The sequence below is a fragment of the Streptococcus sp. 29887 genome (genome assembly GCF_032595075.1).
GTDB classification, from domain to species: Bacteria; Bacillota; Bacilli; order Lactobacillales; family Streptococcaceae; genus Streptococcus; species Streptococcus iners.
This window is the reverse complement of sequence record NZ_CP118735.1, coordinates 2,184,869-2,206,052: the sequence shown is the minus strand read 5'-3', so window position 1 is coordinate 2,206,052 and position 21,184 is coordinate 2,184,869. Positions and strand designations below refer to the sequence as shown.

Below are 21,184 nucleotides of genomic sequence, written 5' to 3'. Positions count from 1 at the left end.
AGTTGACTGGCTGGCTTGAAAGGAAACTGGTTATGGATAATCTAAAAATAATCAAAATCGGAAATTATGCCAGTATTGCAATTGACCTATTCGTTTTTTTGATGTGGTTGGTTTCAGTTAGAACTGACGGAAAGGATTTATTGCCAATCATGCTGATATTAACATTGCTTCACGCTTTGGTGATAGGGACAAGCTACTATTTTTTAAAGAAACGTGGCATGTCGTACAGGATGCCTGTACATCAAAGATACCTCATTTTAGGGGTAGCTCTTGCATCTGCTATACTATTTATGGAGTCTATGATAATGGGAGAAGTGAGCAGATTATTTCTTTTGCTAATCAATGGATGCCTGGTATTGGTTTGTCCTATTGCGAGATTGGTCAACAATACTACTGTTAATTAGGTTCATAGGATGACACCTCGAATAGTCATTTGGGGTGTTTTCGTTTGCTAGAAGAAATTCAAAATATTGGAGGCTGATGTTGACTAAATCGCATCAAGTCAATGCTTCTAGTCAGTTTGTACGAGATACAAAGGAGGTCATTTTTTGCAAGAAGATATTAGGGACTTATGAATCGAAACCTGAGAGATTTAGAGTGGAATTCTCGGAGATTATTGATTGCAAGCATTGTAAATGCCTTTGTGGATAGCTGATGTTTTATGTTTATGAATAAATAGTTTGAAATTTGTCTAAAATCTGCTATACTAAGTTAGAAAGATGTAGTGCAAAGCACACCAAAGCCCTCAGAAATTGCAGTTTCTGAGGGCTTTTTTACGTTCTCTAGTTTGAGAGATTAACGGGTGTGGTTTGGGCTAGCTGTGGTCGTTGTACTTGCTATCTAGCCACTTGCAAATGCAGTATGCAGCTACATTTGCCATAACAGCAAGTAAGAGCTCTAAGATGTAATGCAAAGCTATTCACCCCCTTTCACGAACTCCTATTGAAGAACGCAATCGGTTTCCGACAGCAATATTATTTTATCATAATTTTTTGTTTTTTTATGTAGAAATCATAATTCAAACTATTTTAGTTGATTTTACAATCTGTCACTTTCAACTCCAGTCAAAAGGCTGGAGTTTATGAATTTTCTCGAAAAAATGGTCGTTCATTACAAAATAACGACCGTTCATGACATGGATGAAAAGATGGTGGTGTGTTGGTCTATACTAAGAGTGAAAAAAATAAGAACAAGGAGAAACGAGATGGCAGTGAAAAAGAAAATTGCTATGACAGAAGAACAATTGCTACATGTCGCTATGATAGTCTATACCTTGTATGTGCTGTACTTACTTGTCACCAAGAATTTTGTACCACGCTTCATAACTCCCTATGGACTGTATCTATTTGTTCTCGTTGAAGAAAAATTAGAGAAATTTTGCAAAAAACTATATCACAACTTAATGAATCGATAAAAAAATGGTCATTCATTACAAAATAACGACCGTTCATGACATGGATGAAAAATTTGGGCTGAGTTAGCTTATACTAAGAGTGTAAAGAAAACAAGAACAGGAGAAACAAAGATGGAACATAAATATTCTAAGGAAGAAAGAAAATTTGATATTAAAACGGTAGCTATTCTCATACTATCTCTAGTAGTATTTGCTTGGCTCGTTCCACCTGTTTATACAGTTTTTAAAGATTTTGAATTTGAAATCAGTGTTTTATTAGAAATTGTTTTATAAAAAACAAGAACAAGGAGAATTGAAGATGAAAAATAAAAAATTTTATGCAGTTTTGATTGCTATTGCACTATGTTTGGTGTTTAAGATTAGTGCGAACTTGTCAGGCGATAGCCTTAAAGATTTTTTCAATGTTTTGGCAGTTAGTATCCCAGGTTCAATCATTACTTTTACTGCTTTAGCGAATAAGGAACAAAACAAGGTAAAGTAGGCATTAATCTCGGCGGAGACATTATTAAAGTTGCCGAAAAAGTATTTGCAGGTGTATGCTCATTTCTTGATGGATGGAATAAGAAAAAATATACTGGTGGATGTTAAAGTGGGGTTGATAGAATGGTTAATATTTTAAAAAAGTGTGGCTATGTTTTGATATCTATTTTGGGGTTTATGTTTTTATCTATATTTACTCAAACCCCGGTTGTATCAACTTTTAGCGATGATCGTATCCATGTTAGTAATAATCTTACAGGAGATACTATTCGAATTATAGTGTGTATTGCTTTTGTATTATTATCGCTTTGGTTTCTATCATCTTTTGCTAAACGACTGGATATTACGTTTAATCTACTACAGTTTAAACAAGGAAAAATAAATAAAAAAAGTCTAGTTATCTACTCATCAGTGACACTTTTTTTGACATTAGTATATGTGACGATTCTATATGTTGGAAATGGCTATAATGTAGGATCAGTTCCGACACAAATACTGGAAATGAAGGAAAGACCGATAGTCTTTATATTGTATCTTTTAACCACAATCGTTACTCAGCCTATTTTGGAAGAAATTTTATATAGAGGAATTCTTCAAGAGAAACTATCACGTTATATAGGTTGGGGTTCTATTGTTGTTACTTCTCTCATATTTTCGTATAGTCATGATTATCAAATTGCATTTAATAGTCAGTTAATAAGTTCTCTAATTTATGGACTAGCTTATTATTCAACTGATGATATTAGAGTATCTAGTATTGCACATTGTTTACACAATTTCGCAGTAGTTATGGTAGTTATTTTGCTGGGATAATCCGACAGAATAACATTATTAATGAAAAGGAGAAATGAAAATGGCAAACAAACATCAAATGATGGCTATCAAAGAAAGAATAAAATTATGCAGTTCTTGCAAGGGCTTGTTGTAGGAATTTTGGTCACTGCCGTTCTTATTCACCTAGTGGCTTGGCTTGTTCTTGGAAAAACAGTAGATGTTTTCTCATCTGACTTCTATCCCACTGTATTTATTGCATTGTATTTTCTAATGAAAGTGAATAAGACTAAAAAGGAGGACTAGCTTATGAAACGTGTTAAAAATATATTAAAATTTATTGGTTTGATTCTTGTCATCGTTGCGATTAACATAACTCCGATGCGATTTATTGCCATACAGGATTCGATGTCAGGTGTCATGCAGTGGGTTTCTGGCATTGGCTATCTGGTCATTGCGACAGCTATTGTGGTGTGGACTTGGAAACGGTATAAGAAAGGTCTACCTGACCAGCAAAAACGGTTCACATTTACTTGGAAAGATTTTGGGTTTGCTCTGCTATTTTTCTTAGCCGGACGAGTTATCGGTATTGGCGGAACGTTATTGACACAGTTGGTTACTGGCAATGCTACCACGGCCAACGATGCAGCACTTTTGGCTACAAATGAGCAATTGGCGAAGATGTTTCCGCTATACTTTGTTGCCTTTCATATTGCAATAGGCGTCTTTGCTCCTTTTATGGAAGAGCTTGTTTTCAGAGGTTTGTTTAGCAGTTATTTCTTCAAAGAAAATCAAAAATGGCTAAAATTGATAATCAGTTCAGCTGTCTTTGCTCTTCTTCATGCGATTCATCCAATTGAGTTGCCACTTTACTTCTTGCTTGGGGCAGTCTTCTATTTGGCTTACGCTCGCCGTGGCAATATTGTGGATGCGATTATTGTTCATATCTTGAACAATAGCTTGATGGTTATCTTCTCAATTATTGGTTATTTATTGGTACTGTTTGGTTAGTGGTGTTAAAGGAGTTCAGTGATGACAATGATGGAAAAATTAGATAAAAAATACCAAGAAGTTGAAACAGCTTATGAGTCTTCCCCGTTTGCAATGAAATTCTTGGTCTGGGTAGGAGTAGCTCTGACCTTGATGACACTTGGATCTGTTCTTGTACCAGTGATTTATTCAGCAGGGCAAGATTTCGGGGAATTTCTATATTCTGTTTTTGGATGAGGGAGTGGGAAAGACGGGCATCAATAATCGGAAATAATAGAGATGGACCCAAGGAATATGGAGGTTGCAGATGGATTTCAATAGTAGTGTGTTCATGCTAGTCACTCTCTATGTTTTATCGTCATTTAGTTTTCCTTTTATTACTTCGTTAACTCGCCTTGCCTAACTCCAGTTATGCCTGCGGCTCGTTGCCTAGTACTAAAAGTAAACTAAAAGACTATACTAGCGATTGCGGCATATTTACTATATGTTAAGACAGGAAAAGCAATGTTTAAGACAGGTATTCGATTAATTATTGTTTTTCTTATATGGTATCTTCTCTCTAGGTGCTTGCTTGGGTAAATATTCAAAGTATAAATAAAAAGCTGAGCAATCAGCTTTTTGTTTACACTCGTTTCGATAGACTTGTTGAAGGTGGGAAAGTATCTCGTTATTTGAGGGTTTGCTTGAATAGATTGTCTAGGTTGTTTAGGTAGTCTGTCCTTGCTCCTCTAATGCGAAGGATATCTACACGAGAGCCACGAATCAAATAGAAGATGAGGTGCTGTTTTCCAGGAATCATCCTTGTTTTTCCTTCTGGGAATAATGCTCGTCCCAGACGAGCGTCGAGGTCAATATATCCCTCTGGAAATATTTCTAAGGTCAAGATAGCTGTGCTCAGAGATGCAAGCACCTTTCGAGCACTTGATTCTGAAAATTCACGGACATAATACTGGTAGATTTCCTCTAAATCTTGTTCGGCTTTAGCAGATAAATGTACTTCATAGACCATATTTGGCGAATACCTCACGAGCAGGTGTCGTGTGTCCTGATAAAACTTCTTGGTAGCCTTCATCAAGCTCTGCAATCAACTCATCTAGAAAAGCCTCTGCACGCACCTCTTCTACCGTTTTTATTGGCAAATCTTGCTCTTCAACCACTCTTTCTACAAATAAATTAAGAGCATCAGAAAGGGTCATATCTTTTTCTGATAAGATTATTTTTGCTTGTTCCAATAATTGTGCATTTACTCTAAAATTATATTGTCTATCCCTAACCAATCCTGCCATTGTCTTCAACTCCAAATTCTAATATGTATAACAATAGTGTAGCTATTTGTTTTACATCTGTCAAGCGATAATCTGGCACTGAATATCTTGGATAAGATTCGGTGACTTTGAAAAAATGGTCATTCATTACAAAATAACGACCGTTCGTGACAGGGATGAGAATAGTGTGTTGATTTGCTATATACTAAGTTCATAAAAAGATTCTATTAGAACGGGAGAGTAGCAATGGTTCGTTGGATAAAAAGTATCGTACAGGTTTTATTGTTAACCTTAGTCATACAAGTCCCCTTCATTGCTGAGATGAGTTGGGGGAATATAGATGAACACCTACTTGGTTATATCCTACATGTGTTTTGTTGGATTCTTCTCACTCTTTTCGTTTTTGGGTTATTGGAAACTCTTCGGAAAAACTATCGTGACGATAGTTTAGAGGCAAAAGGCTATAGCTATGGTAAATTGTTTGGATTGGTTATTTTGGTAATCATTATTAAAATTGTACTATTAAATGTTTCCTTGCGATTATCTGGATCGACGGTTGATAATAGTAGTATGCTGGAGCTATTTCAGTCCAAATATGGCTGGATGGCCTTGCTCAGTACAAATATTCTCTCTCCTATCCGAGAAGAGTATCTCTATAGGGGAATCTTTCAGGAGAGAATAAGGAGTAAGCACTATCCAATCATTAGCGTGTTAATTACAGCCAGTTTATTTGCTTTTGTACATAGTTATGAAATTTCTTTTAGTTTCTGGTCGGCACTTTTTCCAGGATTTTTGTTTTCTTGGATTTACTATAAAACGGACCATCTCAAATATCCGATAGTGGCACATATCTTGTCGAACAGTATTGTGACCATTTTAAATGTTATAAGTGTATAAATGTGTGAACATTGTGAAAAACAATTGTGTAACAGTAATATGCACAGGAGGTGTTACGTATGAAGGAAAATAATTCAAGGAAAAAACAATTGATATTCTTTCGATTTTGGGCTGGTCAACTTCCCTTAATTGTTTTATTTGTTCTCTATATGATGAGAGAGGTCATATCTCTTCAAATCTTATGGTATGTGACAATTGGAATGTGTATGTCTACTTCTTTCGTCGTCAATCATTATTTCATGAAAGAAGTAAGAAAGCAGGGAGAACATACAGTGTGGGAGCCTACTTTGTACTTGCAACAGCTAGGTTTCATAGTCTTATTTTCAATCATAGGACTAGTAAGTTTGTATAGAGGTTTGACTGCAGAATATTTCTACCAGAAAATAATCGGTTTTATCGGATTCATCATAGCAATTACCTTTTTAATCTTGCTATGTTGGGGAATTCGTGCTATGAAAGATTGGAAAAAGAATAAGTAATACTTGCAATAACATCTAGTAAAAACAGTTTAATAACAGTGGTAGGAGGGATAAATGGTTGATTTTTCAGCTTCCATTTTGCAGTGAATTTATGAATAGAAAGCTATTATTTTTTACTTTATTTTTCATGAATATTTCCATAGTTGTCTATTATTACCTTGAAAGTAAGGTGCTTTCTGTAAAAGACTGGATTATTATTGGCACTTGGTTGATTATTTTGAGTCAAATCAATAAAAATGCTAAATAAATGGAGTGTCGTTTGACAATACATTAGAAACAAGAAAAATTAGGATTGAAATATCTGAAGAAAGTGTGGGATAAGAATATGAAAATAATAAAATCCATCGGTTTAGCTGTGGGTACCTTGTTGCTCACTTTGCTCATTCAATTTCCAGTTTATGTGGGAATAACAGCCTTTCAAGATTAAAACTTGCAGTCATGATAGGGCTTGGTCTTGCAATATTGGCACTACTTTCTGTTATCAGACGAGGAATGGGGAAGAATCAAGTCTTTTCAAGAGAGAAGCTGAATATTTTTAAAATAGTCGGTATGACAGCGTTGGTATTTACTGGACAAACTTGCCTGAACCTCCTTTGGCAATATTTAGGGCTTAGCACTAGTGATTCTAACGCCTTAGATATAGTCAATCAGTTAAATTCGGAAAATTTTTGGGTGATGGCTCTCTCAGTTGTCTTGTTTGCACCCGTTTTAGAAGAATTTCTTTACAGAGGGATTTTGTTAGAAAAAACAGCCCAGTATTTTCCTAAGCATCCTCAAATGGTCATCTTATTTTCTGCTATTTTATTTGCTTTTTTTCATACTTGGAGCTTTTCAGTGGCATTTTTAGGTCACTTTATCACAGGGGCTTATCTGGGCTATCTGTATATGTGCAATAGACGAATGACGGATACTATCCTTGCACATAGCTTCTATAATGCCTCCATTTTATTCCTCCAAATTTTATTTGGTATGGTGCAGATTGGTGGATAAACATTAACAGTAGATATTTGGGGGAAATGCCTATATACTAAGAGGAGGTTGGCAATTTTATAATTGCTAACTATCAAGTGCAGAGGTGGGCAGAAATATGAGAAAATTTTTTCAAGACCTCAATCAAGAATATCTGGAAACCAGAAGTTCAGTTGGAGAAGATAGGCTGGAATGGTTGATTCAGAGAAAGATGACCTGGGGCATGCGGTGGGGCTTGGTGCTCGTGTTCATGTTTATCATCCAGCCCTTGACCTATAACCCTTTCTTTCTCTTGGGCTGTTTTTATCTAGGTTCTTTTTTGGGTTTGGTATATATCCTAGGGCAAGTGTTTTTTGCAACCAGATCCATTTTCCGCAATTGGAAGAAAAAATAATCGCTCAGCTTATTAGGCTGGGCGATTGGTTTTGAAAGAGAATAGAGGAGATTTGATACTCAATGAACAGCAAAAATAGCCCTCTATACCTGATTTTAACTGCATGCTTATTCATTAAACTGTTTGTAGTATTTGTCGTTAAATAGTTTTTGAAGGTTGATTTTAGGTTTAGGTTGCGCTTCTAAGATAGGGGGCAGGATTTTATTGAGAAGTTTTTCGGCTTCTAGCTCCTTGGGTTTACTATTATCCTTTTCTTGAAAATTAAGATTTTTGACATGATAGAGAAATGATCCATTTTTGACATCTAATATATAATTTTCAGTACCTTCTGTTGGATATAAATTAAACATATCTGTCCTGTAAGAAAGAATTAATTGATTATCTACAATAATTGCACCATTCCCATCAAGGTCGTAGGATAAGTTATTGGTCGAAGGTCTTTCAATACTGTCCAAATGAGTTAAAATGATGACCAACTCAGGATTGGTCCCCTCTTTCCGGGGCATGTGTTGGACATAGTACCCTGCATAGTGTGAGAGATTATATGCGATATACAGCTTTCCGATCCCCCAAAGCAGGAGGCTTATGAAGGTTAGGATAAGGGCAACAAGTAATTTCTTTTTCATAGATAGCTTATTCATTAAACTGTTTGTAGTATTTGTCGTTAAATAGTTTTTGAAGGTTTATTTTTGGTTTGGGTTGTGCTTTTAAGATAGGGGGCAGGATTTTATTGAGGAGTAATTCCGCCTCTTTTTGATATTGTGAATCATATTTTTTTTGGTCTATATCATCAGTGTAATAATAAGAATAACTACCGAAATTATGGAAAATATATTTTTTATTTTCTGTATAATTCCAAATACGAATGTAGGGACCATTACTTAATATTATAGAATTATTTAGTAAAATTGTACTATTCCCATCAAGGTCATAGGATAATTTATTAGTTGTCGGTCTTTCAATACTGTCCAAATGAGTTAAAATGATGACCAACTCAGGATTGGTCCCCTCTTTCCGAGGCATGTGCTGGACATAGTACCCTGCGTAGTGAGATAGATTATATGCGATATACAGCTTTCCAATCCCCCAAAGCAGGAGGCTTATGAAGGTTAGGATAAGGGCAACAAGTAATTTCTTTTTCATAGATAGCTTATTCATTAAACTGTTTGTAGTATTTGTCGTTAAATAGATTTTGAAGGTTTATTTTTGGTTTGGGTTGCGCTTCTAGGATAGGGGCAAGATTTTATCGAGAAGTAATTCCGCCTCTTTTTGATATTGCGTGTCAGAATTTGTATTGTCGATATCATCAGTGTAATAATACAAAAATTCACCGTTATCATGGTTAAAGAAGTAGTCTCCATCTTCATCTGATATAGTCAGTTGAAATTCATCCGACACATCAAAAAGGTAAAAACTATCATCTTTTATGATACCACCATTTCCCCTTAAGTTATAAGTAAGTCCGTTTACTTCTGGTCTTTCAATACTGTCCAGATGAGTTAAAATGATGACTAATTCTGGATTCATCCCCTCTTTCCGAGGCATGTGCTGGACATAGTACCCTGCGTAGTGAGATAGATTATATGCGATATACAGCTTTCCAATCCCCCAAAGCAGGAGGCTTATGAAGGTTAGGATTAGTGCAACAAGTATTTTCTTTTTCATCTTCTTTTTCCTTTTCCTTTAGATTTTGATTCGGCATTCCTCTCTTTTTTTACTAAACAAAACTAATCGCTCAGCTTATTAGGCTGGGCGATTGGCTTTTTCTACGAATAATTCTTGGGCGATGGTTACAGGTATGGCCAGTTCTTTGTCCTTGTACTGGATGGTGATGGTCTGGGCAAACTGGTCGAAGGCTGTCACAAGTAGTTGATCGCCGACAGTTAACTCATGTTGTTCCAGGTATTGGAGGAGCTGGTAGAAATCATGGATACGAACCAGTTGGTAGTTGCCGGTTTCGGTCAGTTGGGACAGCCGGGTCTGGTAGCGTTCTACAAGCAACTGGTTTTCTTTAGGAATGCTGCCACCGTGTGGGCAGGTTTGGGGATAGCCCAGCAGTTTGTCCAGTTGGTTGATAAAATGGTCTGAAACGGTGTGTTCTAAAATTTCAGCTTCTTCATGGACTTGTTCAGGGGAATAGCCCAGCTGTTCAACTAAAAAGACTTCTATCAGGCGGTGCTTGCGGTAGAGGTTGGCTACCATTTCCAAGGCGACTTGGCTGAGGATGTAACCTGCTGCTTTATCTTTTTCAATCAGCTCTTCCGTGACCATTTTTTTCAGCATTTCGGAAACGGCTGGGGCGGAAAAATTCATCTTTTCAGCAATCTGCTTATTGGTGATTTTCTGTTCTGTCTGCCCTAGTTCGTAAATGACTTTCAGGTAATCTTCTTTGTTTGGTGTCATATTCTCTCACTTTCTAGTAAGAATAGTATACCAAAATTTTATAAAAATCATTGACAGAAAGATTTTTTTAATATATATTAAAACTAAAGTTAAGTATACCTAACAAAATATAAAGGAGAACCTATCATGAAAAAACTAATTCTTAGTTTGGCTCTGCTATTGTCCCTTATCGGACTAGGAGCCTGTCGTTCAACGCAAAGCCCAGAGGCTTCCAGCAAGCCACGAGTGGCAGTCACGACCTCTTTCCTCAGTGATATGGTCTATCAGCTGGCAGGAGATGAGGTGGAGCGGGATCTATTGATTCCAGCGGGGGAAGACCCTCATTTGTACGTAGCCAAATCTAGTGATTTATCAAAATTACAAAAGGCTGACCTTGTTCTCTACCATGGTTTGCATTTTGAAGGCAAGATGGTGGAAGCCTTGGAAAAGACGGGAGTGGCAGTGTCTAAGAACTTTGACCAGTCGGATTTGACTACCATGGATGAAGACGGGGAGCAGATTGTGGACCCTCACTTCTGGTTTTCTATTCCTCTCTATAAATCAGCGGTAGCGGTAGCTTCTGAGGAGTTGCAAAAGCTTCTTCCGGAAAAAGCAGAGCTGATTCAGAAAAATACGGAAAATTACCTAGCTCAGTTGGATGACTTGCATGCTTGGATTGAAAAAGAACTGAGTGTCCTGCCTGCTGAGAGCCGTTACCTAGTCACCCCACATGATGCCTTTAACTACTTCGCAGCCAGCTATGACTTCACTCTCTATGCACCGCAGGGCATTAGTACCGAGTCTGAAGTTGCCAATAGCGATATGATTGAAACGGTCAATATGATTTTAGAACATGGTATCAAGGCCATCTTCACCGAGTCAACAACCAGTCCAGAACGCATGGAAAAATTGCAGGAAGCTGTCAAGGCCAAGGGTGGTCAGGTAGCGATTGTAAGCGGTGAAGGCAAGGAGCTATTCTCAGATTCCCTAGCACCAGAAGGGGAAGAGGGAGCAACATTTATCGATATGTATAAGCACAATGTCCAGTTAATTGTGGAGCATTTGCAGTAAGAAAGGTTGGAAGAATGGAAGAAATACTGAGAGTTGAGGACTTGTCCTTGCACTATGGTGCAGGACAGGTCAAGGCTCTAGATCGGGTCAGTTTTCAGCTGCCCAAGGGTTGTCGTGCAGCCTTGGTCGGACCAAATGGTGCAGGGAAATCTAGCTTGTTTAAGGCGATTTTGGGATTGGAGAAGGGGGTAAGTGGCAAGGTTTCACTACTGGGTCAGTCAGAGAAACTGGACCAAGTTATTCAAAAAAATGTTGCCTATATTCCCCAAGCCAGTCAGGTCAACTGGCAGTTTCCTGCAAGGGTTCTGGATATTGTCCTGATGGGGCGGTTTGCCCATACCAGTGGTTTCTTCCGTCGACCAAGTTCCTTGGATAAGGAAAAGGCAGAGCAGGCTCTGGAAGAGATGAAGATCAGTGAGTTACGTAATCGGCAGATTGATCAGTTATCGGGAGGTCAGCGGCAACGGGTCTTTCTAGCTAGAGCCTTGGCTCAGGAAGCCGAACTCTATATGATGGATGAACCCTTGGCAGGAATTGATCAGGTGACAGAGCAAGTCATCATGGACTGTTTGAAGAAGTTCCAGCAAGAAGGCAAGACCTCTCTGGTTATCCACCATGACCTTTTGACCTTGGAAAAGTATTTTGACTATGTCCTCTGGCTCAATGGTCGCTTGGTGGCAGAGGGGGCTATGGATCAGGTGGATTTGCTGCAAGCCTATCAGGCTGCCTATGGTCAGGAACCTGCCTTGTTTCTAAAGGAGGGTCTCGGTCATGCTTGATCTCTTGCAGGACTATTCTTTTTGGACGGTAGCTCTGGGAACCCTTGTTTTAGCCTTGGCGGCTAGTCAAATCGGGACCATTAGCGTCTTGACTAGGCAGAGTTTAATCGGAGATAGCTTGGGGCATGCGGCCTATCCAGGGATCATCCTGTCCTATATGGTCTTTCAATCACGCCAGCCCCTGCTTCTCTTGATTGGAGCGGTGGCTTCGGGTTACCTGTCCTATGGTCTGGTCAGCTGGCTCTGTCGAGGAGGGCGGACCAGTCGGGTCAATGCCTTGGCACTGGTTTCGGCAGCTTTTTTTGGACTGGGCTTGGTTCTCAAGCAGTATGTTCAGGGCAATGCGGCCTTTCAAGGAGTCGCCCAGGCAGGCTTGGAAAACTATGTCTTTGGTCAGGCTGCCTTTATGCAGCTGGACGATGTGCTATTGATTTGCCTAGTAGCCTTGCTAGCCTTGTTCTTATTTGGCTGGCACTACCAGTCGATCAAGCTCTATCTGTTTGACAGACAATTTGCCAAGCTAGTGGGGATTCCTGTGGAAAAGATTGACCGCCTGACCCTGTTTCTGATGATGAGTTTGATTGCGGTTGGCTTGAAGGTGGTTGGGGCTATCCTGATGAGTAGTTTCTTGATAGCTCCAGCCGTCTTTGGCTTGCTTTTAGGAAAGTCCTATGGCCAGACCTTGGTATTAGCAGCAGGAATTGCTGGATTTTCAGCCCTACTTGGAAGTTATGTGAGTTCGGTGGTGACAGGTTTATCGACTGGGCCGGCTATTATTGTTTGCTTGAGTTTGTCCTCTTTAGTGGCTTTTGCTTATGTGACCTATATCAGAAAGGAGAATGCAGGTGCTTGAGGTCTTATTGATTTTACTGGCTGTTGGTTCTTCTTGTGGCTTGATTGGGTCTGTCCTGGTGGTACGCAATCAGGCCATGCTGGCAGATGCCTTGTCCCACTCGGTCCTCTTGGGCATTGTACTGGGCTTCTTTGTCAGTCACAGCCTAGATTCCCCCTTGCTCTTGTTTGGGGCGGCGGTTTTTGGTCTACTGACAGTTCTAGCGATTGAGGGACTACATACTCGTAAGTTGGCTCAGGATGCAGCGACGGGCTTGCTCTTTACCTTTTTCTTTGCCCTAGCGGTTATTCTCATCTCCCTCTTTGCCCGTAATGTCCATCTGGACTTGGATATGGTCCTGATGGGCGAGGTGCTCTTTGCCCCTCTTAACAGGCTTGATTTTTTAGGGTTATCGCTACCCTTGGCTTTGGTCAAGTCCGTCGGGCTCTTACTGGTCTTGCTGGTCTTCTTTTTCTTGAATTTTCAAGCTCTGACCCTCTATCTCTTGGACAAGGAGCAGGCTAAACTCCAAGGGATTGCCACCAAAAGACTGGAGCTGGGATTGATTTTTCTGGTTTCCTTGACAACGGTCTCGTCCTTTGAAGCGGTCGGCTCTATGGCGGTCATTGTTTTCTTAGTGGCCCCCAGCATGGCGGCCTTACCTTGGTCGAAGCATTTCTGTCAGTTTTTAGTTTTGGGGCAATGCTGCGCCATTCTGATGATTGTTCTAGGCTTTGGGCTTGCCAGTTGGCTTGACCTGACCATGTCTGGCACCTGTTCGGTCATGGGTCTTCTGACAGTCTGCGTCAGCTTTTTCCTAAAAAATGCCCTAAAAATTTAGTTTGACAAATGAAATTGTCAGACTTTTTTGTTATTATAGTAAGTAATCACACAAGCAAAGGAGAAAATAATGACACGTTTACAAGATGATTTTTACGAATACGTCAATGGTGAATGGGCAAAAACAGCCGTCATTCCAGATGATAAGCCGAGAACTGGTGGTTTTTCAGACCTAGCGGACGAGATTGAAAAACTCATGATTGACACGACAAACGCATGGTTGGCTGGTGAAAATGTCCCAGAAGATAGCGTTTTGCAAAACTTTGTAGCCTTCCACAAGCAAGTGGCTGACTATGAAACCCGTGACCGTTTGGGTGCAGAGCCTGCCCAGGCCTTGATTGCAGAGTACAAGGCTCTCAACTCTTTCGAAGAATTTACCAGCAAGCTGGCAGAATATGAGTTGGCAGGCAAGCCCAACCTCATGCCTTTCGGCGTAGCACCTGACTTTATGGATGCGACCACCAATGTTCTCTGGGCAGATTCTCTAGGGATTATCTTGCCAGATACGACCTACTATGAAGAAGGTCATGAAAAAGGAACAGAATTGCTCAAAATCTGGCGTGAAAGCCAAGAAGCGATTTTACCTAAGTTTGGTTTTAGCGATGAGGAAATCAAGGACCTCTTGGACAAGCGTTTGGAACTGGATGCCACGATTGCCAAGTATGTTCTGTCAAATGAAGAAGGTTCTGAGTACGCCAAACTCTACCACCCGTACGAGTGGGCAGATTTTACTGCCTTGGCACCAGAGTTGCCTTTGGATGATTTCTTCACAGCGATTTTAGGTCAAACGCCAGACAAGATTATCGTGCCTGAGGAGCGTTTCTGGCAGGCTGCCAAGGACATTTACAGTGCGGATAATTGGGAGCTTTTGAAGGCGACCTTGATTTTGAAAGCGGCAGGAGCTTATACAGCCTTTCTGTCGGATGAAATTCGTATTCTAGCAGGAGCCTATAGCCGTGCGCTTTCAGGTACACCGCAGGCTCAAAACCAAGAAAAAGCAGCCTACAACTTGGCTCAAGGCTACTTTAACCAAGCCCTCGGTCTTTGGTATGCTGGAGAAAAATTCTCACCAGAAGCAAAAGCTGATGTGGAAGCAAAAGTTGCCAAGATGATTGAGGTCTACAAATCTCGTTTGGAAACGGCAGACTGGTTGGCTCAGGAAACGCGTGACAAGGCCATTGTCAAACTCAATGTTATCAAGCCTTACATAGGCTACCCAGAAGCCTTACCAGAGCGTTATTATAAGAAGATTATTGACCCAAGCAAGTCCTTGGTGGAAAATGCTATCGAACTAAACAAGATTGACATTGCTCATGGTTGGAGCAAGTGGAACAAGCCTGTGGACATTAAGGAATGGGGCATGCCAGCTCACATGGTCAATGCCTACTATAACCCACAGAAAAACTTGATTGTCTTTCCAGCAGCCATTTTGCAGGCACCATTCTACTCTCTGGAGCAGTCTTCATCAGCTAACTACGGTGGTATCGGTGCCGTTATTGCCCACGAGATTTCTCATGCCTTCGACTCAAATGGTGCTTCCTTTGATGAGCATGGTAGCTTGAATAACTGGTGGACAGAAGAAGACTATGCAGCCTTTGAGGCCCGTACCCAGCAGGTCATCGACCAGTTTGAAGGTCAAGATTCTTACGGTGCCAAAATCAATGGTAAATTGACCGTGTCAGAAAACATTGCCGACCTTGGTGGGATTGCAGCAGCCTTAGAAGCAGCCAAGTCAGAAGAAGACTTCTCCGCAGAGGAATTCTTCACCAACTTTGCTCGTATCTGGCGAATGAAGGCCCGTCCTGAGTTCATGCAGATGTTGGCGAGTGTGGATGTCCACGCACCAGGTCACCTACGCACCAACATCCAGCTGCCAAACTTCGATGAATTCCATGAAACCTTTGGCGTTCAAGAAGGCGACGGCATGTGGCGAGCAAAAGAAGACCGCGTGATTATTTGGTAAAACAGATAAAGGTTGGGATTTCCCAGCCTTTTTTCTTGTGGGAATAGCCCTCTCTAGTCAACATTGTTCCAGAATATTAATTATGGTACAATAACAAAAAAACTTTTCGGAGGAGATATGAAAACAGGAAAGAAAGTTTCAACCAGCTGGGCCTTTCGTGGTCGGATTGTCTGGCTCTTTACCAAATACCAACTGCTTAGTAAGGGGCTACTGGCTCTAGTTATTTATCCCTTGTATTCCTTTGCCATTGATACTTTTTTAGCCTTATCAGGGCGGACAGGGATTTCCAGTGGGGACTATGTGTCCTTTCTCTTGAGTTTCCAAGGGATTGGCTTTCTTTTGGCGACCGTGGTCATGATGGTGATTTTGATTGGTCTAGATATCAACACCTTTATCTTGACCAGTGCTCTTATAAAGGAAGAAAAGATTGAAATGACCGCCCGGCACATGCTCTGGCTGGGCTTGACCTCCCTCAAGTCCCTCTTTAGTCCAGCTGGACTCTTGCTCATGGTCTATGTGTCCTTGATTTTCCCGCTTTTGGGCTTGGGTGTCACCATTGGCCCTATGCGCCAGTTCCAGATTCCCAACTTTATCACTTCGGTGATTTATGCCAACCCTCTTTATCTATCGCTTTATATAGGAGTTCTCCTGATATTGACCTATCTGAGCTATCGACTGATATTCACCTTCCACTATGTTCTCATTGGTGGGAAAACGATTGGTTCAGCTATTCGCTCCTCTCTTGACCTGACAAAGAAATACGATCGAGCGCTCATCAAGCGACTTGTCGGGATTTTTGTGAAAAATGGCCTTGTCTACTTTTTACCTCTCTTTGTTGCCTTGATAGCCCTGCTTGTCTTTGTTTTGGTCAGTCAGGCAGAGCAGACAAATCAAAGTCGTTTGTATCTCTTGTTTATCCTCCTTGTAGTCGTGGATATTGTCAGCTTTCTGACCTTCCTCTTTCCGCCGATGATGATTTATCGAGTGACGGATGCCTTTTATGACTACGAAGAGGCTGAGGGACGGACGCCTGCGGTCACACTTTCGACCAAGGCCAGTAAGTGGCGGGAGGACATCTTGCCGACCATTCGCCTGCGTACCAAGTTTTTGGTGACCAGCTTGATTCTGCTCATCTTGGCAGGAAATTTTGGCTTTGCTTACTTGTTGGTGCAGCATTTTGACACGATTTTCCGTGTGAATCGTGAGATTGCCTTAGTCGCTCACCGTGGTGGTGGTGACTTGGGTGCTGAAAATACGATTGCAGGTATTTTAGCGGCAGCGGAGGAAGGGGTGGCTTGGTCTGAGATTGATATTCAACGGACCAAAGACGGTCACTATGTCCTCAACCATGACGGTGATTTCAAGCGTGTTGCTGGTGACAGCCGTAGTTCTAGTGAGATGACTCTGGCTGAAATCCAGGACTTGCAAGTTGCGGATGCTTTTGACAGTAGTCGTCCAGCCCAGCCAGTTCCTACGATTGAGGAAGTGATCGAAGCCAGCAAGGGTAAGATTGGCCTCTTTATCGAACTGAAAGGTAAAACAGCCGACAAGCAAATGGTGGATGACATTGTTGCCATGGTCAAGGCCTATGGTGTTGAAAAGGAAGTGGCTCTGCTGTCTTTGGACTACAAGCTGATTACCTATATCGAAGAAACCTATCCTGAGATGGTGTCTGGCTACCTCTATTATTTCTCAATTGGTCAGACAGAAGACCTGCAGGGCGATTATCTGATTATGGAAGAGGCAGAGGCTAGTCCAGAAAAGGTAGCAGACCTGAAAGCCCAAGGCAAGAAAGTCATCGTTTGGACAGTCAATACAGAAGAATCCATTCAGCGTTTTGTCAACTCAGAAGTTGACGGCATCATCACGGACTATGTTCTTGATGTCAAGGCTGGCATCAAGGCGCGTGATGAACGGACAGATTTTGAAGTTATTGTGGATTCAATTTTGGGGGAATAATACTCAATAAACATGAAAAAGCTATTTTTAGCAGGGTTTACAATCCTGCTTTTTTCTTTCCTGATTTCGTGATATAATAAGAAAATAATCAATTTTATTGGAGAAAAGATATGAGCTTCTACAATCACAAGGAAATCGAGCCCAAATGGCAGGAATTTTGGGCAAAAAATCATACTTTTAAGACGGGAACAGATGCAGAAAAGCCAAACTTTTATGCCCTAGATATGTTCCCTTATCCGTCTGGTGCGGGCTTGCACGTTGGTCACCCTGAGGGCTATACAGCGACGGACATTCTCAGCCGTTACAAGCGTGCCCAAGGCTACAACGTTCTTCACCCAATGGGGTGGGATGCCTTTGGTCTGCCAGCAGAGCAATACGCTATGGATACGGGCAATGACCCAGCTGACTTTACAGCAGAAAACATTGCCAACTTCAAACGTCAGATTAACGCCCTTGGCTTTTCTTACGACTGGGACCGTGAGGTCAATACGACCGACCCGAATTACTACAAGTGGACCCAGTGGATTTTCACCAAGTTGTATGAAAAAGGCCTAGCCTATGAGGCAGAAGTGCCTGTTAACTGGGTAGAGGAATTGGGAACAGCTATCGCCAACGAAGAGGTCCTTCCTGACGGAACGTCTGAACGTGGTGGCTACCCAGTTGTCCGCAAGCCAATGCGTCAATGGATGCTGAAAATCACGGCCTATGCAGAGCGTTTGCTTAATGACCTAGAAGAAGTTGATTGGCCAGAGTCTATCAAAGACATGCAACGCAACTGGATTGGCAAGTCAACCGGTGCCAATGTGACTTTCAAAATCAAGGACACAGACAAGGACTTCACAGTATTTACTACCCGTCCAGATACTCTTTTTGGTGCGACCTACGCAGTCCTTGCTCCTGAGCATGACTTGGTAGATAGCATTACATCGCCTGAGCAAGCGGGAGCTGTGGCAGAATACAAACGCCAAGCCTCTCTCAAATCAGACCTAGCCCGTACAGATCTGGCAAAAGACAAGACAGGTGTTTGGACGGGTGCTTATGCCATCAACCCTGTCAACGGTAAAGAAATTCCAATTTGGATTGCGGACTATGTGTTGGCAAGCTATGGAACAGGTGCTATCATGGCCGTTCCTGCCCACGATGAGCGTGACTGGGAATTTGCCAAACAGTTTGGTTTGGACATCATTCCAGTTCTGGAAGGTGGCAATGTAGAAGAAGCTCCTTACACAGAAGATGGAGCACATATCAACTCAGATTTCCTAGATGGTCTTAACAAGGAAGATGCCATTGCCAAAATGGTGGCTTGGTTGGAAGAAAATGGTGTCGGTCAGGAGAAAATTTCTTACCGCCTCCGCGACTGGCTCTTCAGCCGCCAGCGTTATTGGGGGGAGCCAATTCCAATCATCCACTGGGAAGACGGCACTTCCACAGCAGTCCCAGAAAATGAGTTACCTCTGGTATTGCCAAAAACCTCAGACATCAAGCCTTCAGGTACAGGGGAATCGCCGCTTGCTAACCTGGCAGACTGGTTGGAAGTGGTGCGTGAAGACGGTGTCAAAGGTCGCCGTGAGACCAACACCATGCCACAATGGGCGGGCTCTAGCTGGTACTACCTCCGCTACATCGACCCACACAACGATGAGAAATTGGCAGATGAGGAGCTTCTCAAAGCTTGGTTGCCGGTGGATATCTACATCGGTGGTGCCGAGCACGCAGTCCTTCACCTGCTCTACGCACGCTTCTGGCACAAGTTCCTCTATGACCTTGGCGTTGTGCCGACCAAAGAGCCATTCCAAAAACTCTTTAACCAGGGTATGATTTTGGGGACTAGCTACCGCGACAGCCGTGGTGCCCTTGTAGCGACAGATAAAGTTGAAAAACGTGACGGTTCCTTCTTCCACATCGAAACTGGTGAGGAGTTGGAGCAGGCACCTGCTAAGATGTCTAAGTCTCTTAAAAACGTGGTTAACCCAGATGATGTGGTCGAGCAATTCGGTGCGGACACCCTCCGTGTTTACGAGATGTTCATGGGCCCACTTGATGCATCAATCGCTTGGTCAGAAGAAGGCCTCGAAGGTAGCCGTAAGTTCCTTGACCGCGTTTACCGCCTAATTACAACGAAGGAAATTTCTTCGGAGAATAGCGGAGCGCTTGATAAAGTTTACAATGAAACTGTGAAGACGGTGACTGAGCATATTGAAGACTTGAAATTCAACACGGCTATCGCCCAGCTCATGATTTTTGTCAACGCAGCCAACAAAGAAGATAAGCTTTACGTCGAATACGCCAAAGGCTTTGTTCAATTGATTGCCCCATTTGCGCCACACTTGGCAGAAGAACTTTGGCAGGGTCTGGTAGCAACAGGCCAGTCAATCAGCTATGTCGCATGGCCAGTCTATGATGAAAGCAAGCTAGTAGAAAGCGAAGTGGAAATCGTTGTCCAAATCAAGGGTAAAGTAAAAGCCCGCTTGACCGTAGCCAAAGACCTAGCACCAGCAGAGCTTGAAAAAGTTGCCCTTGCAGACGAAAAAGTCCAAGCTGAAATCGCTGGGCAAACAGTGGTGAAGGTGATTAGTGTTCCGAACAAATTAGTTAATATTGTTGTGAAATAACCAATTTATTTGCTCATTTCCTACCTTCAACAGTCTATTCTCAGACTGTTGAAGCCAACCAAACTTGTCAATATCGTTACCAAATAACGATTGCCTCGTTTGTTTGTCTATTTCCAACCTCCAACAGTTCACTGAACTGTTGGAGCCAACTAAATTGGTTAATATTGTAGTGAAATAAATGTAAATAATAAGAAAACGACTTCCGTCTTGGAGGTCGTTTTTGGCTGTCTATAGATAATCTTTCTCGCTCAACCAAGCGTGAATAACAGATAGGGTTTTGTCTTGGAACTTGCCAGATTCGTACATATGGTCTGCCCCTGTTAGAGAAACCAGAACGGAGTCCTTGTAGTTTTTAGCTGTTTTTCTAGCAATGGCAGAAACGGTCATCTTGTCTTCACTTCCTGTGACGACCAGGATAGGTCCTGTAATCTTGCTGAAATCGACATAACCTGCTCTGCTTTTATCAAAGAAAGGAAAGGCCATCTGGGTATAGACCTTGCCAGACTCAGGTACCAAGGTCTTGAAAATATCTTCTTTGAGGGCAGGGTCTTGAACATTTAAGCAGTAGCGGAAGAACTCATCCTTGTAAGGTGGCATTGGCTTTTTCCAAAATCCCCAGCGTAAGAAATGGCGGATGAAGCAACGAATCATGGTAGGGTAGAAAGCGAAGATATCTGCTGTCGGAGCAGGGCCCATGAGAATCATGCCAGCCACCTGTGTGCGTTCAGCAACCATTTGAGCGAGTAAACAGCCCAGAGAATGTCCCAAGAGTAAAGGTGGCTCTTCCAAACTTTCAACCAAGGTCACCAAGTCATCGGCATAGTCTGTCAGGCTAACCGCACCAACTTTTTCCATGACCTCATCATAGGGCAAGTCGTGGAAGCGTAGGCTAGGAGTGTGAACCCGCAAGCCCATTTTTTCTAATTTGCGAGCGAAATCTCCCCAGACGGAGCCATCACACCAGGTTCCGTGAATTAACACAATATCTTTCATAAACAAACTCCTGACATTTATTTCTATTATAGCATGCTGAAAGTCAAATGTTAACTACCTGCAAAACAGCTGTCATACTTGTTACATTTCTTTA

At 41.7% G+C, this 21,184-nt stretch carries 25 protein-coding genes; 18 read left to right on the top strand and 7 right to left on the bottom strand.

What is annotated here, in order from left to right; genetic code table 11:
- Window positions 1-32: 32 nt before the first annotated feature.
- The 7 genes from PW252_RS10675 to PW252_RS10645 all read left to right on the top strand — a co-directional run bounded on the left by PW252_RS10675 (window position 33) and on the right by PW252_RS10645 (window position 3,892).
- The gene (locus PW252_RS10675) at window positions 33-404 is read left to right on the top strand and encodes a hypothetical protein (RefSeq protein ID WP_248049229.1); all 372 of its coding nucleotides are present in this window, start codon (window positions 33-35) and stop codon (window positions 402-404) included.
- 1,121 nt (window positions 405-1,525) lie between these two features.
- Window positions 1,526-1,687, top strand: a complete 162-nt coding sequence (locus tag PW252_RS10670; RefSeq protein WP_172085984.1) for a hypothetical protein — start codon at window positions 1,526-1,528, stop codon at window positions 1,685-1,687.
- A gap of 25 nt (window positions 1,688-1,712) precedes the next feature.
- Window positions 1,713-1,895, top strand: a complete 183-nt coding sequence (locus PW252_RS10665; protein WP_248049230.1) for a hypothetical protein — start codon at window positions 1,713-1,715, stop codon at window positions 1,893-1,895.
- A 122-nt stretch (window positions 1,896-2,017) separates the two neighbouring features.
- Window positions 2,018-2,707 (top strand): CPBP family intramembrane glutamic endopeptidase, encoded by a 690-nt coding sequence (locus PW252_RS10660; protein WP_248049231.1) that lies wholly within the window; start codon window positions 2,018-2,020, stop codon window positions 2,705-2,707.
- A gap of 21 nt (window positions 2,708-2,728) precedes the next feature.
- Window positions 2,729-2,971, top strand: coding sequence for a hypothetical protein (locus tag PW252_RS10655; RefSeq protein ID WP_248049232.1), 243 nt, complete (start codon window positions 2,729-2,731; stop codon window positions 2,969-2,971).
- A gap of 3 nt (window positions 2,972-2,974) precedes the next feature.
- Window positions 2,975-3,676: a CPBP family intramembrane glutamic endopeptidase gene (locus PW252_RS10650; RefSeq protein ID WP_248049233.1), complete on the top strand. Its 702-nt coding sequence runs from the start codon at window positions 2,975-2,977 to the stop codon at window positions 3,674-3,676.
- A 21-nt stretch (window positions 3,677-3,697) separates the two neighbouring features.
- Window positions 3,698-3,892 (top strand): hypothetical protein, encoded by a 195-nt coding sequence (locus tag PW252_RS10645; protein WP_172021762.1) that lies wholly within the window; start codon window positions 3,698-3,700, stop codon window positions 3,890-3,892.
- Between the two features lie 430 nt (window positions 3,893-4,322).
- Here PW252_RS10645 and PW252_RS10640 read toward each other — a convergent pair whose 3' ends face one another.
- Together PW252_RS10640 and relB are read right to left on the bottom strand one after the other, a co-directional pair.
- Window positions 4,323-4,664 (bottom strand): type II toxin-antitoxin system RelE/ParE family toxin, encoded by a 342-nt coding sequence (locus PW252_RS10640; RefSeq protein ID WP_024398777.1) that lies wholly within the window; start codon window positions 4,662-4,664, stop codon window positions 4,323-4,325.
- A complete protein-coding gene (relB, locus tag PW252_RS10635; protein ID WP_029185759.1) occupies window positions 4,654-4,941 on the bottom strand; it encodes a type II toxin-antitoxin system RelB/ParD family antitoxin in 288 nt (95 codons plus the stop codon). The genes PW252_RS10640 and relB overlap by 11 nt, the downstream gene beginning before the upstream one ends.
- Before the next feature lie 225 nt (window positions 4,942-5,166).
- On the opposite strand from relB, the gene PW252_RS10630 reads away from it, so the two are divergent.
- The 4 genes from PW252_RS10630 (at window position 5,167) to PW252_RS10615 (ending at window position 7,659) form a co-directional block, all read left to right on the top strand.
- Entirely contained in the window at window positions 5,167-5,817 is a 651-nt protein-coding gene (locus PW252_RS10630; protein ID WP_248049235.1) for a CPBP family intramembrane glutamic endopeptidase, read from the top strand.
- A 59-nt stretch (window positions 5,818-5,876) separates the two neighbouring features.
- A complete protein-coding gene (locus PW252_RS10625) occupies window positions 5,877-6,296 on the top strand; it encodes a hypothetical protein (RefSeq protein ID WP_136647942.1) in 420 nt (139 codons plus the stop codon).
- A 492-nt stretch (window positions 6,297-6,788) separates the two neighbouring features.
- On the top strand, window positions 6,789-7,286 hold the full coding sequence (locus tag PW252_RS10620; RefSeq protein ID WP_248049239.1) for a CPBP family intramembrane glutamic endopeptidase: 498 nt from the start codon (window positions 6,789-6,791) through the stop codon (window positions 7,284-7,286).
- 97 nt (window positions 7,287-7,383) lie between these two features.
- Entirely contained in the window at window positions 7,384-7,659 is a 276-nt protein-coding gene (locus PW252_RS10615; RefSeq protein ID WP_248049240.1) for a hypothetical protein, read from the top strand.
- A 107-nt stretch (window positions 7,660-7,766) separates the two neighbouring features.
- Here PW252_RS10615 and PW252_RS10610 read toward each other — a convergent pair whose 3' ends face one another.
- The 4 genes from PW252_RS10610 to PW252_RS10595 form a co-directional block, all read right to left on the bottom strand.
- Window positions 7,767-8,285 (bottom strand): hypothetical protein, encoded by a 519-nt coding sequence (locus PW252_RS10610; RefSeq protein ID WP_248032986.1) that lies wholly within the window; start codon window positions 8,283-8,285, stop codon window positions 7,767-7,769.
- 7 nt (window positions 8,286-8,292) lie between these two features.
- On the bottom strand, window positions 8,293-8,802 hold the full coding sequence (locus tag PW252_RS10605) for a hypothetical protein (RefSeq protein WP_248049242.1): 510 nt from the start codon (window positions 8,800-8,802) through the stop codon (window positions 8,293-8,295).
- Between the two features lie 81 nt (window positions 8,803-8,883).
- Complete coding sequence (locus PW252_RS10600) at window positions 8,884-9,324, bottom strand: hypothetical protein (protein WP_248049244.1); 441 nt, start codon at window positions 9,322-9,324, stop codon at window positions 8,884-8,886.
- Between the two features lie 78 nt (window positions 9,325-9,402).
- Complete coding sequence (locus PW252_RS10595) at window positions 9,403-10,062, bottom strand: metal-dependent transcriptional regulator (RefSeq protein WP_248049246.1); 660 nt, start codon at window positions 10,060-10,062, stop codon at window positions 9,403-9,405.
- Between the two features lie 126 nt (window positions 10,063-10,188).
- Here PW252_RS10595 and PW252_RS10590 point away from each other — a divergent pair, with 126 nt between their 5' ends.
- The 7 genes from PW252_RS10590 to leuS all read left to right on the top strand — a co-directional run bounded on the left by PW252_RS10590 (window position 10,189) and on the right by leuS (window position 20,097).
- Window positions 10,189-11,112, top strand: a complete 924-nt coding sequence (locus PW252_RS10590) for a metal ABC transporter solute-binding protein, Zn/Mn family (protein WP_248049248.1) — start codon at window positions 10,189-10,191, stop codon at window positions 11,110-11,112.
- A 14-nt stretch (window positions 11,113-11,126) separates the two neighbouring features.
- Window positions 11,127-11,891, top strand: a complete 765-nt coding sequence (locus PW252_RS10585) for a metal ABC transporter ATP-binding protein (RefSeq protein WP_248049250.1) — start codon at window positions 11,127-11,129, stop codon at window positions 11,889-11,891.
- Window positions 11,884-12,744, top strand: a complete 861-nt coding sequence (locus tag PW252_RS10580) for a metal ABC transporter permease (RefSeq protein ID WP_248049252.1) — start codon at window positions 11,884-11,886, stop codon at window positions 12,742-12,744. Before PW252_RS10585 ends, PW252_RS10580 begins: the two co-directional genes overlap by 8 nt.
- Window positions 12,737-13,564, top strand: a complete 828-nt coding sequence (locus PW252_RS10575; protein ID WP_316716755.1) for a metal ABC transporter permease — start codon at window positions 12,737-12,739, stop codon at window positions 13,562-13,564. The genes PW252_RS10580 and PW252_RS10575 overlap by 8 nt, the downstream gene beginning before the upstream one ends.
- Window positions 13,565-13,633: 69 nt before the next feature.
- Window positions 13,634-15,526 carry a M13 family metallopeptidase gene (locus PW252_RS10570; RefSeq protein ID WP_248049256.1) on the top strand — a complete coding sequence of 631 codons (1,893 nt, stop codon included), beginning with the start codon at window positions 13,634-13,636 and terminating at the stop codon, window positions 15,524-15,526.
- A gap of 117 nt (window positions 15,527-15,643) precedes the next feature.
- Window positions 15,644-17,485: a glycerophosphodiester phosphodiesterase family protein gene (locus PW252_RS10565; RefSeq protein WP_248049257.1), complete on the top strand. Its 1,842-nt coding sequence runs from the start codon at window positions 15,644-15,646 to the stop codon at window positions 17,483-17,485.
- 110 nt (window positions 17,486-17,595) lie between these two features.
- The gene (gene leuS / locus PW252_RS10560) at window positions 17,596-20,097 is read left to right on the top strand and encodes a leucine--tRNA ligase (protein WP_248049259.1); all 2,502 of its coding nucleotides are present in this window, start codon (window positions 17,596-17,598) and stop codon (window positions 20,095-20,097) included.
- Window positions 20,098-20,325: 228 nt separating this feature from the next.
- Here the strand turns inward: leuS and PW252_RS10555 are convergent, their stop codons facing one another.
- Entirely contained in the window at window positions 20,326-21,090 is a 765-nt protein-coding gene (locus PW252_RS10555; RefSeq protein ID WP_248049260.1) for an alpha/beta fold hydrolase, read from the bottom strand.
- Between the last annotated feature and the right edge of the window lie 94 nt (window positions 21,091-21,184).

Bases quoted from the DNA above. Each gene is read 5' to 3' on its own strand.
- PW252_RS10675 (WP_248049229.1), top strand. From the start codon at position 33: ATGGATAATCTAAAAATAATCAAAATCGGAAATTATGCCAGTATTGCA.
- PW252_RS10670 (WP_172085984.1), top strand. From the start codon at position 1,526: ATGGAACATAAATATTCTAAGGAAGAAAGAAAATTTGATATTAAAACG.
- PW252_RS10665 (WP_248049230.1), top strand. From the start codon at position 1,713: ATGAAAAATAAAAAATTTTATGCAGTTTTGATTGCTATTGCACTATGT.
- PW252_RS10660 (WP_248049231.1), top strand. From the start codon at position 2,018: ATGGTTAATATTTTAAAAAAGTGTGGCTATGTTTTGATATCTATTTTG.
- PW252_RS10655 (WP_248049232.1), top strand. From the start codon at position 2,729: ATGAAAAGGAGAAATGAAAATGGCAAACAAACATCAAATGATGGCTAT.
- PW252_RS10650 (WP_248049233.1), top strand. From the start codon at position 2,975: ATGAAACGTGTTAAAAATATATTAAAATTTATTGGTTTGATTCTTGTC.
- PW252_RS10645 (WP_172021762.1), top strand. From the start codon at position 3,698: ATGACAATGATGGAAAAATTAGATAAAAAATACCAAGAAGTTGAAACA.
- PW252_RS10640 (WP_024398777.1), bottom strand. From the start codon at position 4,664: ATGGTCTATGAAGTACATTTATCTGCTAAAGCCGAACAAGATTTAGAG.
- relB (WP_029185759.1), bottom strand. From the start codon at position 4,941: ATGGCAGGATTGGTTAGGGATAGACAATATAATTTTAGAGTAAATGCA.
- PW252_RS10630 (WP_248049235.1), top strand. From the start codon at position 5,167: ATGGTTCGTTGGATAAAAAGTATCGTACAGGTTTTATTGTTAACCTTA.
- PW252_RS10625 (WP_136647942.1), top strand. From the start codon at position 5,877: ATGAAGGAAAATAATTCAAGGAAAAAACAATTGATATTCTTTCGATTT.
- PW252_RS10620 (WP_248049239.1), top strand. From the start codon at position 6,789: ATGGGGAAGAATCAAGTCTTTTCAAGAGAGAAGCTGAATATTTTTAAA.
- PW252_RS10615 (WP_248049240.1), top strand. From the start codon at position 7,384: ATGAGAAAATTTTTTCAAGACCTCAATCAAGAATATCTGGAAACCAGA.
- PW252_RS10610 (WP_248032986.1), bottom strand. From the start codon at position 8,285: ATGAAAAAGAAATTACTTGTTGCCCTTATCCTAACCTTCATAAGCCTC.
- PW252_RS10605 (WP_248049242.1), bottom strand. From the start codon at position 8,802: ATGAAAAAGAAATTACTTGTTGCCCTTATCCTAACCTTCATAAGCCTC.
- PW252_RS10600 (WP_248049244.1), bottom strand. From the start codon at position 9,324: ATGAAAAAGAAAATACTTGTTGCACTAATCCTAACCTTCATAAGCCTC.
- PW252_RS10595 (WP_248049246.1), bottom strand. From the start codon at position 10,062: ATGACACCAAACAAAGAAGATTACCTGAAAGTCATTTACGAACTAGGG.
- PW252_RS10590 (WP_248049248.1), top strand. From the start codon at position 10,189: ATGAAAAAACTAATTCTTAGTTTGGCTCTGCTATTGTCCCTTATCGGA.
- PW252_RS10585 (WP_248049250.1), top strand. From the start codon at position 11,127: ATGGAAGAAATACTGAGAGTTGAGGACTTGTCCTTGCACTATGGTGCA.
- PW252_RS10580 (WP_248049252.1), top strand. From the start codon at position 11,884: ATGCTTGATCTCTTGCAGGACTATTCTTTTTGGACGGTAGCTCTGGGA.
- PW252_RS10570 (WP_248049256.1), top strand. From the start codon at position 13,634: ATGACACGTTTACAAGATGATTTTTACGAATACGTCAATGGTGAATGG.
- PW252_RS10565 (WP_248049257.1), top strand. From the start codon at position 15,644: ATGAAAACAGGAAAGAAAGTTTCAACCAGCTGGGCCTTTCGTGGTCGG.
- leuS (WP_248049259.1), top strand. From the start codon at position 17,596: ATGAGCTTCTACAATCACAAGGAAATCGAGCCCAAATGGCAGGAATTT.
- PW252_RS10555 (WP_248049260.1), bottom strand. From the start codon at position 21,090: ATGAAAGATATTGTGTTAATTCACGGAACCTGGTGTGATGGCTCCGTC.